General features: G+C 50.6%; 14 protein-coding genes. 6 read left to right on the top strand and 8 right to left on the bottom strand.

The features are described 5' to 3' along the window. The first annotated feature begins 108 nt into the window (after positions 1–108). The gene (gene ychF / locus VH187_RS19370; protein ID WP_329703078.1) at positions 109–1200 is read left to right on the top strand and encodes a redox-regulated ATPase YchF; all 1092 of its coding nucleotides are present in this window, start codon (positions 109–111) and stop codon (positions 1198–1200) included. A 101-nt stretch (positions 1201–1301) separates the two neighbouring features. Here ychF and lysM read toward each other — a convergent pair whose 3' ends face one another. Beyond that, entirely contained in the window at positions 1302–1742 is a 441-nt protein-coding gene (lysM, locus tag VH187_RS19365; protein WP_329703077.1) for a peptidoglycan-binding protein LysM, read from the bottom strand. A 114-nt stretch (positions 1743–1856) separates the two neighbouring features. Further along, positions 1857–2546 (bottom strand): RluA family pseudouridine synthase, encoded by a 690-nt coding sequence (locus VH187_RS19360; protein ID WP_329703076.1) that lies wholly within the window; start codon positions 2544–2546, stop codon positions 1857–1859. A 202-nt stretch (positions 2547–2748) separates the two neighbouring features. On the opposite strand from VH187_RS19360, the gene VH187_RS19355 reads away from it, so the two are divergent. Both VH187_RS19355 and VH187_RS19350 read left to right on the top strand, forming a co-directional pair. Beyond that, on the top strand, positions 2749–3231 hold the full coding sequence (locus tag VH187_RS19355; protein ID WP_329703075.1) for a cold-shock protein: 483 nt from the start codon (positions 2749–2751) through the stop codon (positions 3229–3231). Between the two features lie 30 nt (positions 3232–3261). Further along, positions 3262–3801 carry a DUF2058 domain-containing protein gene (locus tag VH187_RS19350; protein WP_329703074.1) on the top strand — a complete coding sequence of 180 codons (540 nt, stop codon included), beginning with the start codon at positions 3262–3264 and terminating at the stop codon, positions 3799–3801. 202 nt (positions 3802–4003) lie between these two features. On the opposite strand, the gene catA (VH187_RS19345) is transcribed toward VH187_RS19350, so the two are convergent. Beyond that, entirely contained in the window at positions 4004–4663 is a 660-nt protein-coding gene (gene catA, locus VH187_RS19345) for a type A chloramphenicol O-acetyltransferase (RefSeq protein WP_329703073.1), read from the bottom strand. Between the two features lie 463 nt (positions 4664–5126). Here catA (VH187_RS19345) and VH187_RS19340 point away from each other — a divergent pair, with 463 nt between their 5' ends. From VH187_RS19340 to VH187_RS19330, 3 genes are all read left to right on the top strand, one after another. Beyond that, entirely contained in the window at positions 5127–5621 is a 495-nt protein-coding gene (locus VH187_RS19340) for a putative pterin-binding protein (RefSeq protein ID WP_329703072.1), read from the top strand. A 16-nt stretch (positions 5622–5637) separates the two neighbouring features. Next, positions 5638–7611, top strand: a complete 1974-nt coding sequence (locus VH187_RS19335) for a putative bifunctional diguanylate cyclase/phosphodiesterase (protein ID WP_329703071.1) — start codon at positions 5638–5640, stop codon at positions 7609–7611. A gap of 92 nt (positions 7612–7703) precedes the next feature. Then, the gene (locus tag VH187_RS19330) at positions 7704–9992 is read left to right on the top strand and encodes an FdhF/YdeP family oxidoreductase (protein WP_329703070.1); all 2289 of its coding nucleotides are present in this window, start codon (positions 7704–7706) and stop codon (positions 9990–9992) included. 50 nt (positions 9993–10042) lie between these two features. Here VH187_RS19330 and catA (VH187_RS19325) read toward each other — a convergent pair whose 3' ends face one another. The 5 genes from catA (VH187_RS19325) to VH187_RS19305 all read right to left on the bottom strand — a co-directional run bounded on the left by catA (VH187_RS19325) (position 10043) and on the right by VH187_RS19305 (position 14276). Beyond that, the gene (catA, locus tag VH187_RS19325; protein WP_329703069.1) at positions 10043–10969 is read right to left on the bottom strand and encodes a catechol 1,2-dioxygenase; all 927 of its coding nucleotides are present in this window, start codon (positions 10967–10969) and stop codon (positions 10043–10045) included. A 41-nt stretch (positions 10970–11010) separates the two neighbouring features. Beyond that, a complete protein-coding gene (gene catC, locus VH187_RS19320) occupies positions 11011–11298 on the bottom strand; it encodes a muconolactone Delta-isomerase (RefSeq protein ID WP_329703068.1) in 288 nt (95 codons plus the stop codon). Between the two features lie 12 nt (positions 11299–11310). After that, on the bottom strand, positions 11311–12426 hold the full coding sequence (locus tag VH187_RS19315) for a muconate cycloisomerase family protein (protein ID WP_329703067.1): 1116 nt from the start codon (positions 12424–12426) through the stop codon (positions 11311–11313). After that, positions 12423–13688 (bottom strand): MFS transporter, encoded by a 1266-nt coding sequence (locus VH187_RS19310; RefSeq protein WP_414714004.1) that lies wholly within the window; start codon positions 13686–13688, stop codon positions 12423–12425. Before VH187_RS19310 ends, VH187_RS19315 begins: the two co-directional genes overlap by 4 nt. A 93-nt stretch (positions 13689–13781) precedes the next feature. After that, complete coding sequence (locus VH187_RS19305; RefSeq protein WP_329703065.1) at positions 13782–14276, bottom strand: flavin reductase; 495 nt, start codon at positions 14274–14276, stop codon at positions 13782–13784. Positions 14277–14285: the final 9 nt, after the last annotated feature.

The raw sequence follows: 14285 nt of genomic DNA, 5'->3' as shown, positions 1-14285 counted from the left end.
CGAGCGGCAATTTTGCCCCGCGCCGTGTATAATAGGCGAAGTTATTTACTTTTCTGCAATCTGTTCAACGTAACAGGTTGATTATCAAAGATTAAGGTGATTTACATCATGGGATTTAAATGCGGTATCGTCGGCCTGCCTAACGTCGGCAAATCCACCCTGTTCAACGCGCTCACCAAAGCGGGTATCGAAGCGGCCAACTTCCCGTTCTGTACCATCGAGCCGAACACGGGTGTCGTACCGATGCCTGATGCACGTCTTGATGCGCTGGCTGAAATCGTCAAGCCACAGCGTATTCTGCCGACCACCATGGAATTCGTCGATATCGCAGGTCTGGTGAAAGGCGCGTCTAAAGGTGAAGGCCTGGGTAACCAGTTCCTGACCAACATCCGTGAAACCGAAGCTATCGGCCACGTGGTACGCTGCTTTGAAAACGACAACATCATTCACGTGAATAACAAAGTCGACCCGGCTGACGACATTGACGTTATTAACACCGAACTGGCACTGTCCGACCTCGACACCTGCGAACGTGCTATTCACCGCGTGCAGAAGCGTGCGAAAGGCGGCGATAAAGACGCTAAAGCTGAACTGGCCGCGCTGGAAAAATGTCTGCCGCAGCTGGAAAACGCTGGCATGCTGCGTTCACTGAACCTGTCCGAAGAAGACAAAGCTGCCATCAAATACCTGAGCTTCCTGACCCTGAAGCCAACCATGTACATCGCTAACGTCAACGAAGACGGTTTCGAAAACAACCCGTACCTCGACAAAGTGCGCGAAATCGCCGCAACCGAAGGTTCCGTGGTTGTTGCCGTATGTGCCGCTGTAGAATCCGACATTGCCGAACTGGACGACGCTGACCGTGAAGAATTCATGGCTGAGCTGGGTCTGGAAGAGCCGGGTCTGAACCGCGTGATCCGCGCCGGTTACGAACTGCTTAACCTGCAAACCTACTTCACCGCAGGCGTGAAAGAAGTGCGTGCATGGACCATCCCTGTCGGCGCAACTGCTCCGCAGGCTGCGGGTAAAATTCACACCGATTTCGAAAAAGGTTTCATCCGTGCGCAGACTATCGCGTTCGAAGACTTCATCACCTACAAGGGTGAGCAAGGTGCAAAAGAAGCCGGCAAAATGCGCGCCGAAGGCAAAGACTACATCGTGAAAGATGGCGACGTGATGAACTTCCTGTTCAACGTCTAATCTTTTTCGCTGTCTGATGAGATGCTCTTAATCTCAAAAATAAAAAATCCACGCAACCGCGTGGATTTTTTTATCTCTGCAAAAAATGCAATCTAACAGTACTACTTAGTCGGGATGATGAGCACCTGACCCGGATAGATTTTGTCCGGATGTTTAAGCATCGGTTTGTTGGCCTCAAAGATGCGCTGATAGTCATTCGCCGTGCCGTACTCGGCCTTGGAAATGGCGCTCAGGGTATCGCCGGACTTAACGGTATAGTAGCGACTTTCAGCACCCGCATCAGCGGTCGTTACGCTGTCGTTGACCTGTGAAATACCGGCGACATTCCCCACAGCAACCAGGATTTTCTCCTTCGCCTCCTGGGTTAACCCGTCGCCAGATACCGTCGCTGTGCCATCGCTGGAAACATCGACCTTCACTTTATCCGCACCTGAAAGCCCTAAATCGGTAATGTGCGTTTCGAGTTTTTTACCCTGGTCGCTGCCGGTAACGGAGTCCCAGAGCTTTTCACCTGCTTCTTTTACAAAACTGAACAATCCCATGCGTTACTCCTGTGTCAGTGTGAGAAGAAGAGAGTCGAGCTTCTTATTATAAGTCATCAGCAGGATGATGGACGCCAGGTCCGGTATATGTGTTGATTCAGGGCGATTTTACTTTCAGAACGGGCTGAGATTACGGGCAGTAATCGGCTCACCGCTGACTGGATGAACAAAATCCAGCACGCTGGCGTGAAGCATCAGGCGTGGTGTGCGTTCCGTGCCAGGCAGCACAAGCCCACCATACAAATCACAACCTAAAATCGGATGGCCCAAATGTTGGCAGTGGATACGCAACTGATGCGTGCGCCCGGTCTCCGGCGTGAGTTCCACCCGTGTTAGCGGCAGTGAGGTGACCGGCTGATAAAAGCGCTCGACAACCCGATAGCGGGAACGCGCAGGTTTACCGTGGACAGCGCAAATCGACATCAGCGGAAAAAGCGCCGGGTCTTTAGCAATCGCTGCATCTACCACACCCTCATCATCTTCCACGTGCCCGCACAGCAGTGCGCTGTAGACTTTGCTCACCGTCCGCGCACTGAACTGCTGGCAGAGAGCAGCATTAATCTCTTTATTACGCGCAACCACCATTAACCCGGACGTGCCGAAATCAAGACGGTGAACCAGCGTGCAACCTGGAAATATCTTCACTAAACGGTGATGGACCGAATCGAGATTTTGCGGGTTTTTGCCTGACAGGCTCAGCAGCCCACTCGGTTTATTGATAAGCAGCAGATGCTCATCCTGATAAAGGATATCTATCTGATCATGACAAGGTGGAGCAATAAAAGTATCGACGATAGTGGACATCAGGCAGCCGGGATTAAGAGTGGAAGCAGATCATAGCGAATTTTCCGCCGACTGACGAATCGGTCCGGCCAATTACTGGCCCCTTCCCTCGCACAGGCGAAAGTTTTCATCCACACTTAAGCAAAGACATGGTCTGCGCAGGCAATGTGCTTTAAACTGCGCGCTGCAAAAATTGAGTAGATAAACGAATAATCAGGCGGGAATGGCGATGAACGGAACAATCACAACGTGGTTTAGCGATAAAGGTTTTGGATTTATCAAAGATGAAAACGGTGATAACCGTTATTTTCATGTGATTAAAGTCGCCAACCCGGATCTCATCAAGAAAGACGCGGCGGTCACTTTCGAGCCCACCACCAATAACAAAGGGTTGTCCGCTTTCGCGGTGAAAGTCCTGCCAGAGAGCAAATATCTCTACATCGCGGGCGAGCGTATCAAGCTCACATCGATCAAGTCTTATCTGGTGTACAGCGAAGAAGTCCCTGCCGAAACGCGCATTGATAAAGAAAATGCCGTACTGTCCGTCGGCCTCCTGATGAACAGTATCAAGCCGAAAGCAGAAACCAAGCCGGGCGACATGCGCACGGTGAAAAAACTGGCGATCACCACTTTCCAGGGCACTACGCTTATCTACTCCGAAGATGAGATAGATGTGGAAACCACGGTTAAAATGCTCAAAGTCTGACATTCATATTCAACGGGTTAAGAAACAAAGATGACAAAACTCACCTTACAAGAGCAAATGCTCAAAGCCGGTTTAGTGACCAGCAAAAAAGTGGCCAAAGTTCAGAGAACGGCCAAGAAATCACGCGTGCAGGCTCGTGAAGCGCGCGAAGCCGTGGAAGAAAATAAAAAAGCCCAGATCGAGCGTGATAAGCAGTTGAATGAACAGCAAAAGCAGGCCGTTTTATCGAAAGAATATAAAGCGCAAGTGAAGCAACTGATTGAAATGAACCGCATCGACATTTCACGCGGCAACATCGGCTTTAACTTCACCGACGGCACTCTGATTAAAAAGATTGAAGTGGATAAAACCACTCAGGCACAGCTGATCAGTGGTCGCCTCGCCATCGCGCGCCTGGTGACGGACAGCAATGCAGAACCGCAATACGCGATTATCCCCGCCAGCGTCGCCGACAAAATCGCCCAACGTGACGCCAATAGCATCGTCTTGAACAGCGCATTAAGTCAGGAAGAACAGGACGAAGAAGATCCGTACGCTGACTTTAAAGTGCCAGACGATTTGATGTGGTAAGAGTCGTTTCGTCGATAAATATGATTGAGAAGCCCTTCGGGGCTTTTTTAGTGTTTCGCGTTTGGCCTATTTGTCTGACGGCTGAGGTTAAGATCGATGGTTGTGTTCACAGCTCATAGCAGACATGACAGCGATCCTTGCTGCCAACTCCCTACAAACGGAGACCTTTAAGCCTTCAGGCACATCAAGTATTGAATTCATTTTATTGATTCAGTAAGTCATCGCATATTTCTTGTAGCTCATTGAACAGTCTTGCCACATGGAAGCCATCGCAGACGGAATGATGTACCTGAATCGCGAGAGGCAACAGTACTTTTCCATCTTGCTCGAAGTATTTCCCAAGCGTAAACATAGGGGAAAAAAAGTTCTGCATGTTAGCAATGTTCATATTAAAACTGGTGAAAGTGACCCACGGAATACCGGATACGAAAAACACATTATCCCGAGACTCTTCCTTGGGCCAATAAGCAAGATTATTACCATAACGTGCAACGTCTTCTGAATAAACATTCTGGAAATGATGAATATTCCCATCGTAGTGACTCCATAATGATGAGAAGGTCTCCGTTTCATTATGGAAAATGGTATAGCTCGGATGAATTTCATCCCATATTATAAGCTCTTCGTTCTTTATCGCCATACGGAACTCAGTATGTTTGTTAACGATTTTAGAAAGGAGGAATATTATAGTTGGATAAAACTTCCAGCCAGCCTCTTTGATATTTTTTAGCAGCGCAGTAATGTCTATATGAACAGTTTGGTTAAATGTGCATTGAGCAAAGGACTGAAATACCTCGAAATGCTCCTTCCGTGCCCAGCGAGATAAGTCAACAGGCGTATATTTTGGCGTTGTAGGTGTCATTTTTTAACCCTGAATTCGCAATCATAACGAGCGAGAGTAGCTTATCCTTATACAGGAGAAAAGAAAATGCCTGTGAAAGGATCTCCTTGTGCCAAAAGGGGTTGCGTGTGTGATCCCCCTGCAGGTGACACGTTCATTCAAAGAGTAACGGTCTGCACATTTTCAAAACAGCGATACCTGAGTTTGCATAAACCAATAAACCTTAGCAATTGTGTGCGTTTATTTGCACCGACCAGACAATTAGATTATTTTTTAAACAAAAATCAATAAAATTGTGTGCCATTCAAATAAAAATACCGATTTTGATTAATCAACACTCATGGGAAAAACTGGCATATCACATTGATTTATATAGATTAAATTATAAATCCTCTGAATACATTGTTATTCCTCATGCAGCATGTATAAATAAAAGAATAACTAAATTATAATTCTTTTATACTCGGAAGACAGGTGGGTTAAAATGCGGTTAATTGTCATGTTGTTAAGCCTTGTGCTCTCCTCACAGGCTTTGGCTGGTGAACTTCCTAAACCTGCCGGGAAAGTCCTTTTAACACTGTCCGGTAATATAGAAAATACAAATGAAGCGGGTAAAACCGTTTTCGATGTCGCCAGCCTCGAGAAACTGGGTATGGTCAGCTTCCAGACCGCCTCTCCCTGGTATAATGGGCGCACAACCTTTACGGGTATTCCACTGCAAAAACTGATGGATTACGTCGGGGCCAAAGGTACTGTCCTTAAGGTTACTGCACTTAACGACTACACCACTGTTATCCCTCTCAGTGATTTCAAAAAATACAATGTGATCCTTGCCTTAAAAATCAATGGCGAGTACATGCGTGTCCGCGACAAAGGCCCGTTATTCATCGTGTATCCTTATGACAGCAAACCTGAGCTAAATAATCAGGTCTTTTATTCAAGGTCGGCGTGGCAGGTCAGTAAGATGAGCATTGAGTAGGTTTCAGAAGAACAACATGAACAGAATACTGGCTGCCATAATATTTTCCCTTTTTATATCTACAGGATATATCTCTTTCCTTGTGCATGAAAGGCAGCAGGAATTGCAGAAACTGACGCACTATGCCAATTCCTGGTCTGCCGGACAGCTGGTCTCGGAGTATTATCGGTTCGAATCATGGCTTGGTCTTTACACTATCGACGAGACGATGACACTCGATGATGTGCGCCTCCACCTCGACATTATGCTCAGCCAGAGTGATTTATTGAAAGAAGGCGATTTGGGAAATTATATTGATAGCAATAAATCGCTTCATGAACTGGCTATAAAACTCGAAAACACGCTTAATTATCTGGATACTCATCTTGAGAAAATGAGTCGCCCAGAACTTCAGGAATACCTGAAAACAATGTATTCGCTTGATGCCCCACTAAGCCGTCTTTCATCGGGTGCATTAAACAAAGATGTTAACCTGATTAACAATGCTAACAGTAACATTCAAACGTTGTACTCTATTTATTCAGCAGTTTCTGTGCTGCTCATCATACTGAGTGCAATACTGGGCATGCTGATCTTCTATCAAAACAGAAATATTCTGAAGGCGCATATTCAGGTTAAAAGTCTTGCTGAAGAGCTTCAGGACTCTAAAGAAAAACTGCAAATCCAGAACACCAAGCTAGAGTATGACGTTTACCATGACCCTCTCACAGAAATGAGCAACAGGCTCTTTTTCTGGGATAATCTAAATAAAATCATCAATATATCCGAAAGCAATAAAAGCTCGGTGACCGTGATGTTATTTGATTTAGATAGGTTCAAAGAGGTTAATGATACCTACGGTCATGATGCCGGTGATATGTTATTGCGTCAGATCTCTCTGCGTTTGAATTCAATGAGCCTTCCGGCGGATACGCTTTATCGCTTAGGCGGCGATGAGTTTGCATTGCTCTCGAGTGGTCTGACTGAAAGTCATGCTGTTTCGCTAGCCCAAAAAATATGTGAGTGCATTAACCAGCCCTACACTATTTATAGCACGATTATAAACATAACCACTTGCGTGGGCATTGTTAACTCAGAAACCGAACGCCGCTCTGACTATCTCTATAAATTTGCCGACCTGGCCCTTTATGAAGCCAAAAATGAAGGTGCGAGTAAGATTAAAGTCTTCCGCCAACGAATGTTAGATAAGCTGCAGGAAAGCAGAACCCTTGAGCACGACATGGCCTTGGCATTAACGAATAAAGAATTCGTGGTTTATTATCAACCGATTGTCGATTCGTACAGTCGGGAAGTTTACAGCTATGAAGCCCTTATTCGTTGGGTACATCCGCGAAAGGGCATTTTGTCGCCAGATAGCTTTATTCCTGTTGCTGAAAAAACAGGAATGATTATCGAGATGGGGAAATCTGTGCTTGAAATGGCCTGTCGGGAAGCGGCTTCCTGGGCTGTTCCGGTCAAAATTTCAGTGAATGTCTCTCCTGTCCAGTTGAGCAGCAAAGCCTTTGCAGGAATAGTGCTGTCTATTCTGAAAGAAACAGGGCTTTCGGCTGACCGGCTTGAACTGGAAGTCACTGAATCATCGCTCTTTATTGAGAGCAATACGCCGATGAACACCCTAAATAAGCTTAAAGACCTGGGCGTAAAAATCTCCATCGACGATTTTGGTACGGGCTACTCTTCTCTTTCCCGGCTGAGCCGACTTGCCTTCGATAAAATCAAAATAGATAAGTCTTTTGTGAATTCGATATCGACCCAAGAAGACGCCCTTACTATCATCAAACTTATCACCGGTATGGCGAAATCCCTCAGTATGAAGACCGTTGCAGAAGGTGTTGAAACACTGGATCAATTGGAAAATCTTCAGGCATTGGGCTGCGATTTCGTACAAGGTTACCTGTTTAGTAAACCTCAGCCTTATATCGCCGGGGAAATCAGAAACGGTTTAATCCAGAACTGTGCTTCTGGCCTGATAAAGGCACCGCGAGGCTAAATCCCCCCCTACAAATTGTTTCCACTCCGTTGCCACATGGTTAACGCCGAAGGTGTAGAATTCATCAAATGAATCACCGAGCGGGAATCTATATGAATAACAAACGACGTGCGGTCCCTGGGATCCGCCACTATGACGGCCCTGCTGGCGGCTGGGGTGCGCTGAAAGCCACCGCAATTGCGGTGCGTACGCAGATGGACACCTTCGATGCACCTCCCACACTGCTGCGTACCAATCAGCCGGATGGCTTTGATTGCCCGGGCTGCGCGTGGCCGGACAAAGAACATAAATCTACGTTTCAGTTTTGCGAGAACGGCGCGAAAGCCGTGACGTGGGAAGCCACTAACAAGCGCGTCACGCCAGAATTTCTGGCCCAAAACACCGTGGCTTCTCTGCTGGCGAAAAGTGATTTTGAACTGGAAGGCTATGGCCGTCTGACGCATCCGTTGATGTATCACAAGGCCAGCGACACCTTCCGGCCTGTGGCTTGGGAGCAAGCCTTTGCGCGTATCGGTGAGATCCTGCGCGGGTTAAAAGCCGATGAAGTTGAATTTTATACCTCTGGGCGCGCCTCGAATGAAGCGGCCTATTTATTCCAGCTTTACGCCCGTGAACTCGGCACCAATAATTTTCCTGACTGTTCCAATATGTGTCATGAAGCTACCAGCACGGGTTTACCGCGCTCGATTGGCATCGGCAAAGGCACCGTTTCGCTGGATGATTTCGATAAGACCGAACTGGTTATTTCTATCGGCCATAATCCGGGAACGAACCATCCACGGATGATGGGCACGCTTCACGAACTGGCGCGTCGCGGCGTGCCGATTATTGTGTTCAACCCGCTGCGTGAACGCGCGCTGGAACGTTTTGCCGACCCGCAAAGCGTTGTCGAGATGGCGACCTACCGTTCGACCGATATTGCTTCCACCTATTTTCAGGTAAAAGCAGGCGGCGATGCAGCGGCGTTAAAAGGCGTGGCGAAACATCTTCTGGAACTTGAGAAGGAAAGTGGCGACGTACTGGATAACGCATTTATTACGGATCACACCCTGGGATTTGCGGATTTTGCCGCTGATATTACAGCCACCTCATGGGAAGCGATTGAACAGGAATCAGGTTTAACCCGAGCCGATCTGGAAACCGTCGCCCTCGCCTACGCCAAATCTAACGCCACCATCATTACTTACGGCATGGGCGTCACCCAACACAACAAAGGCACCGCTAACGTGCGGTTGATTGCTGATTTGCTGTTGATGCGCGGCAACATCGGCAAACCGGGCGCAGGGATTTGCCCTCTGCGCGGGCACTCTAACGTACAAGGCAATCGCACGGTCGGCATCACCGAGAAACCGACGCCAGCATTCCTGTCGCGCATCGAAGAAGTCTTTGGTTTTGTACCGCCTGCCGAACACGGTCATGACGCCGTCGCGGCAACGCAGGCAATGATCGACGGCTCGTCCAAAGCGATGATCTGTCTCGGGGGAAATTTCGCCGTTGCGATGCCCGATCACGAACAAGCTTTCCCGGCGATGCAAAAGCTCGATCTCAGCGTCCACGTTGGCACCAAGCTCAACCGCACGCATTTGCTGGTCGCTAATGAAACCTATATTTTCCCGTGCCTGGGCCGCACAGAACTGGACATGCAGCAAACGGGCAAACAATCGATAACCGTTGAAGATTCAATGTCGATGGTGCACGCCTCTTCCGGCAAGCTGAAACCGGCCTCACCGCTGTTACTGTCCGAACCGGCGATTGTGGCAGGGATGGCTAAAGCGACACTGCCCAATACCAAAGTCGCATGGACGGATTTGGTGGCCGATTACGACCGTATTCGCGATCTGATCGAAAAAACTATTCCCGGCTTTACCGACTACAACGAACGGATCCGCGTGCCCGGTGGTTTCCGCATGCCGCTGCCGCCGACCGAACGTGTCTGGCCGACGGCAACCGGGAAAGCGATGTTCTCGATATTCCACGGCGTGGATGAGAATGCAAAAGGCGAAGGCGAAAACACCCTACGCATGATCACGCTGCGCAGCCATGACCAGTACAACACCACCATTTATGCGCTCGATGACCGCTATCGTGGCGTGTTTGGGCGACGTGATGTACTGTTTATGAATGAAGGCGATATGGAACAGTTGGGCCTGGAGCATGGCGATCGCGTGGATATTGCTACCGCGCTGCCCGGCAGCAAACAGAGCCTGAACGACATAACCGTCGTCGCGTATAACATCGCATCGGGTTCGGTCGGGGCTTATTATCCGGAAGCCAACGTGCTGGTTCCGCTGGATTATCGGGATGAAGACAGCGGTACGCCGTCGTATAAATCGGTGCCGGTCAGAATAACGCTGCGTTCGAAAGAGATCCTCCCTTTATAAAAAATTACGGCGGGGTCGCGTCTTTTAAGCGCCCCGCCATCTTGCCTGTTTTATTCTTTCACGCGGGCACGTTTCCCGCGATTTTCTTCTTCACTCTCGCTGGCTTTGACCAGTGAGAAATTAAAACTCACTTCGGTATGTGGCTCGTTAATATCGCGTTCCTGCGCCAGTTTGCTGTCAGTAATTTTAATCGGATCGGCAATCAATTCTTCGCGCGTCGCAAAGGCAAAATCGTCCCACAGGTATTCATCACCATTAAGGTTAATCTGTGTGGTCAGGTGTTTATAACCCGGTGCGGAAACGAAGAAATGCACATGCGCCGGACGATTACCGTGGCGGCCTAATCCGGTCAGCAGTTTTTGCGTCGGGCCATCCGGCGGGCAGCCGTAGCCGCAAGGTAAAATACTGCGCACCGCGTAACGTCCTTGCGCATCGGCTTCAACACGGCGACGCAGGTTATATTCGCTCTGCGACGGGTCAAAGAAGGAGTAACCGCCGTGGGTGTTGGCATGCCAGATATCGACAATCGCGCCCGCCACCGGTTGATCGTCCAGATCCGTTACCTGTCCGTGCAGCCACATAGCTTCGGCTTTTTCACTGCCGTCATCCATGCGGGCAAAACCTTTACTCAGCGGCGCATTAGCGACATACAGCGGCCCTTCAATGGTGCGTGGCGTGCCGATATCATTCCCGGCGGCGGCCTCTTTTTCATCGGCGCGCATATCAAGATAGTGTTCAAGCCCCAAGCCCGCCGCCAACAGCGCCGCTTCTTTGCGCTCACCCAGTTCGTTGAGATAATTCACCGCCAGCCAGAATTCCTCGTCGGTGATATCGAACTTTTTAATGGTCTGACACAAATCGCCGAGCACTTGATGCATGATGGCTTTAAAACGCACGTTCCCTTGAGCCGAGTTTAAGCCGCTGCTGATAGCAAGTAACGTTTCCAGTTCTGTTTGTTTTGCCGGATTCACTGACATTGCGTATTCCTCTTGTAGGGTAAGGTTATTTTAATGTGTGATTACTGCTCGTTTTCAATTGATGACGGGTGCAGACACAATGGCTGCACCGTTATTTCCATATACGGGTAAAGCGGTAACGCCGTTAATAGCTCGTGAAGTTCCTGATTATCTGCCACGTCAAAAATACTGACGTTGGCGTATTGCCCCACCACGCGCCAGATATGCAGCCATTTGCCTTCGCGCTGTAAACGTTGCGAATACGCTTTTTCTTTGGCTTTAATTTCGTCGGCCTGTGCCTGTGGCAACGACGATGGAATATTGACCTGCATTTCCACTTTAAAAAGCATGCTGATGTCCTTTTATTTACGCGCGTAATGGCGAAGTTTTTCGTTGTCGATTTCGATGCCGAGTCCTGGACCTTGCGGCAGCGTCACCTGTCCGTCACTGAAATCGAGGGGACGCACCACGATGTCATCTTTCAACAACAGCGGGCCGAACATCTCGGTGCCCCACTGCATTTTCACCGTGGACCACGCGTGCAATGAGGCGACGGTGCCAAGCGTGCCTTCCAGCATCGTGCCGCCATACAGCGCGACACCCGCCGCCTGCGCCACATACGCCAGTTTCAGTGCCTGAACCGGGCCGCCTGCTTTGGCAATTTTCAGGGCGTAAGCGCCCGTGAAACCGCCGTTCGCCAGTGCATAACCGTCGTGGCTGGTGGCTACGGCTTCATCTGCCAGAATCGGCACAGAAAAGCGCTGACTGAGCGCGATTAAGCCTTGTCGGTTCCATAGCGGGATCGGCTGCTCCACCAGGTCGATACCGCCGTCCTGCAGCGCGGTCATACCTTTGATAGCGGTGGTCAAATCCCAGGCCTGATTGACGTCGACGCGAATGCTGACGTCATCACCCAACGCCGCTTTAATCGCCAGCGCGTGACGGATATCGGTCGCCAACTCGCGCGCGCCGATTTTGAGTTTGAAGGTGTCGTGCCGCCCTTCGGCTAACAGACGCTTGCCCTCGTCGATATCCTTTTCGGTATCACCGCTCGCCAACGTCCACAGCACCGGCAGGCGGTCACTTAATGCGCCGCCCAATAACGTGCTGACGGGAACACCCAACGCTCTGCCCTGCGCATCGAGAAACGCGGTTTCGAGTGCCGATTTAGCAAAAGTATTGCCCTTCACACTGGCGTTCATCTTTTCGGCCAGCGCCGCCGCACCGCTGAATGTTTGGCCACATAACAACGGTGCAAGATAGGTTTCGATCGCGGATTTAATGCTTTCCGGGCTTTCCGCCCCGTAGCTCAACCCGCCGATAGTGGTCGCTTCCCCCCAGCCAACCACGCCCTGTGCGCAGGTCATGCGCACAATGGTCAACGTCTGGCAGCCCATTGTCGTCATCGACAGTTTGTGCGGGCGAACCGTGGGGATATCCACCAGCCAGCAGGCGATGGACTCAATGGTGAAACTCATACTTCACTCCTTTGCTTTTTGGTGTTGTCCGATGGCAGGCTGCGCAGCGCAATCCACGCCAATAGCGCGTAAACCACCAGCAATAAAGAAACCGGCCAGGCGGCATCAAATTCCATCAGCAGCGCCACCGCCAGCATTGGCCCAAGGCCACCGGAAAAAATCGAGCCGACTTCATGGCCCAGCGCCAGCCCGGAATAGCGCACCCGCACTGGGAAAAGATCACTCATGATGCACGGCTGCGTGCCAATCATCGCCCCGTGGCAAAACGGTAAACCGAGCATCATCGCCAGCAGTACCCAGCCGTAGCTGCCTGTGGAGAGTAGCCAGAAGAACGGAAACGCCATCACCAGCAGACCAATCACGCCGATGTAATAGACCGGTTTCAAGCCAATGCGATCCGAAAGCGCACCCCAGAATAAAATGGAGAAAAACTCCACCAGCATCGCCAGCGACACTGCGCTGATGATGTCCCCGGTACTGATGCCAATGTGTTTGGCGTACACCACCGAGAAGGTGAAAAAGATGTAGGACGCGCCGTTTTCCGGCAGACGCAGCGCAATGGCCTGCAACAGCGCTTTCGGGTGTTCGCGCAGCAGAATAAGCAGCGGGATTTTTTCGTGTTTCTCTTCCGGGCGGGCCTGGGAAAAGGCTTTGCTTTCGCGGATGTTTTTGCGGATATAGACGCCGACTAAAAAGATGACGATGCTCAGCAAGAACGGCACGCGCCAGCCCCAGCTCATAATGTCGGCTTCTGGCAGTTGCTGCACCAGCCAGAAAGCAAAGGCCGAGAGCACGAAACCACCGGACACACCCATCTGGCTCCAGGCGGTATAAAACCCTCGTTTTGCTGCTGGCGCGTTTTCACTGAGCATCAGCACCCCACCGCCCCATTCGCCGCCCGACGCCACACCCTGTAAAAAGCGCAGGATGATCAGCGATAATGGCGCCCACAGGCCAATCTGCGAATAGACTGGCAGCAAGCCAATCACAAAGGTCGTGGCCCCCATCAGGGTTAACGTCATGATCAGCGTCATTTTTCGGCTATAGCGATCGCCTAAGTGCCCGAACACTATCCCGCCCAGAGGACGCGCCAGAAAACCTACCGCAAAACCGGAAAACGCCAGCAGCGTGCCCTGCAACGGGTCGCCGCCAACCGGGAAGAACAGCGGGCCAAACACCAGCGCCGCTGCGGTGCCATAGAGAAAAAAGTCATACCATTCAAGCGCATTGCCCAGCACCGAAGCCCACACCAGTTTGCGCATTTGCTGCGCGTCATGGCTGCCTGCCGCGACGGTAACGTTACTTTCAGTTGCCACATTGCTCATTACGCGTTGCCTCTGTTTTTAAGGGGGGGCCTACGCCTCGACGTCATGCCCAACAGCATGATAACGACGGTTGAAATAGACCAACCCGCGCGGCTGTTCGCTGATGCGGATCGCCTGCACCTGACAGTAAAAGACCGAGTGGCTGCCCACTTCGTGACAGTCGGCGATCAGGCAGTCAAAGCTCGCCACCGACGAGCTGAGTACCGGCGCACCGCTGGCGAGCACCTGCCAGTTGTCGTGTAGAAAACGTTGCTCAGAACGCAAACCGGCGTTGGCGAAAATGCCGGAAAGTTCCTGATGGTCACTGGATAAAACGTTCACGCACAGCGCGCCGTTACGCCGGAAATGCTCATGCGCAAACGAGTTGCGGTTCATACACACCAACAGCGTGGGCGGCTGGTCGGTCACGCTACAGACGGCAGACGCGGTGAAGCCAAATTTGCCCGCCGGGCCGTCGGTGGTGATCACCGAAACCGCGCTCCCGAGTTGGGCCATCGCATTACGAAATTCAGTTTGCAGTGTCATGGGTTACTC

Source organism: Scandinavium sp. (assembly GCF_036271055.1).
In the GTDB taxonomy this organism is placed as follows: domain Bacteria; phylum Pseudomonadota; class Gammaproteobacteria; order Enterobacterales; family Enterobacteriaceae; genus Scandinavium.
This window is presented reverse-complemented; position numbering and strand designations above follow the sequence as displayed.

Bases quoted from the DNA above. Each gene is read 5' to 3' on its own strand.
- ychF (WP_329703078.1), top strand. From the start codon at position 109: ATGGGATTTAAATGCGGTATCGTCGGCCTGCCTAACGTCGGCAAATCC.
- lysM (WP_329703077.1), bottom strand. From the start codon at position 1,742: ATGGGATTGTTCAGTTTTGTAAAAGAAGCAGGTGAAAAGCTCTGGGAC.
- VH187_RS19360 (WP_329703076.1), bottom strand. From the start codon at position 2,546: ATGTCCACTATCGTCGATACTTTTATTGCTCCACCTTGTCATGATCAG.
- VH187_RS19355 (WP_329703075.1), top strand. From the start codon at position 2,749: ATGGCGATGAACGGAACAATCACAACGTGGTTTAGCGATAAAGGTTTT.
- VH187_RS19350 (WP_329703074.1), top strand. From the start codon at position 3,262: ATGACAAAACTCACCTTACAAGAGCAAATGCTCAAAGCCGGTTTAGTG.
- catA (WP_329703073.1), bottom strand. From the start codon at position 4,663: ATGACACCTACAACGCCAAAATATACGCCTGTTGACTTATCTCGCTGG.
- VH187_RS19340 (WP_329703072.1), top strand. From the start codon at position 5,127: ATGCGGTTAATTGTCATGTTGTTAAGCCTTGTGCTCTCCTCACAGGCT.
- VH187_RS19335 (WP_329703071.1), top strand. From the start codon at position 5,638: ATGAACAGAATACTGGCTGCCATAATATTTTCCCTTTTTATATCTACA.
- VH187_RS19330 (WP_329703070.1), top strand. From the start codon at position 7,704: ATGAATAACAAACGACGTGCGGTCCCTGGGATCCGCCACTATGACGGC.
- catA (WP_329703069.1), bottom strand. From the start codon at position 10,969: ATGTCAGTGAATCCGGCAAAACAAACAGAACTGGAAACGTTACTTGCT.
- catC (WP_329703068.1), bottom strand. From the start codon at position 11,298: ATGCTTTTTAAAGTGGAAATGCAGGTCAATATTCCATCGTCGTTGCCA.
- VH187_RS19315 (WP_329703067.1), bottom strand. From the start codon at position 12,426: ATGAGTTTCACCATTGAGTCCATCGCCTGCTGGCTGGTGGATATCCCC.
- VH187_RS19310 (WP_414714004.1), bottom strand. From the start codon at position 13,688: ATGCGCAAACTGGTGTGGGCTTCGGTGCTGGGCAATGCGCTTGAATGG.
- VH187_RS19305 (WP_329703065.1), bottom strand. From the start codon at position 14,276: ATGACACTGCAAACTGAATTTCGTAATGCGATGGCCCAACTCGGGAGC.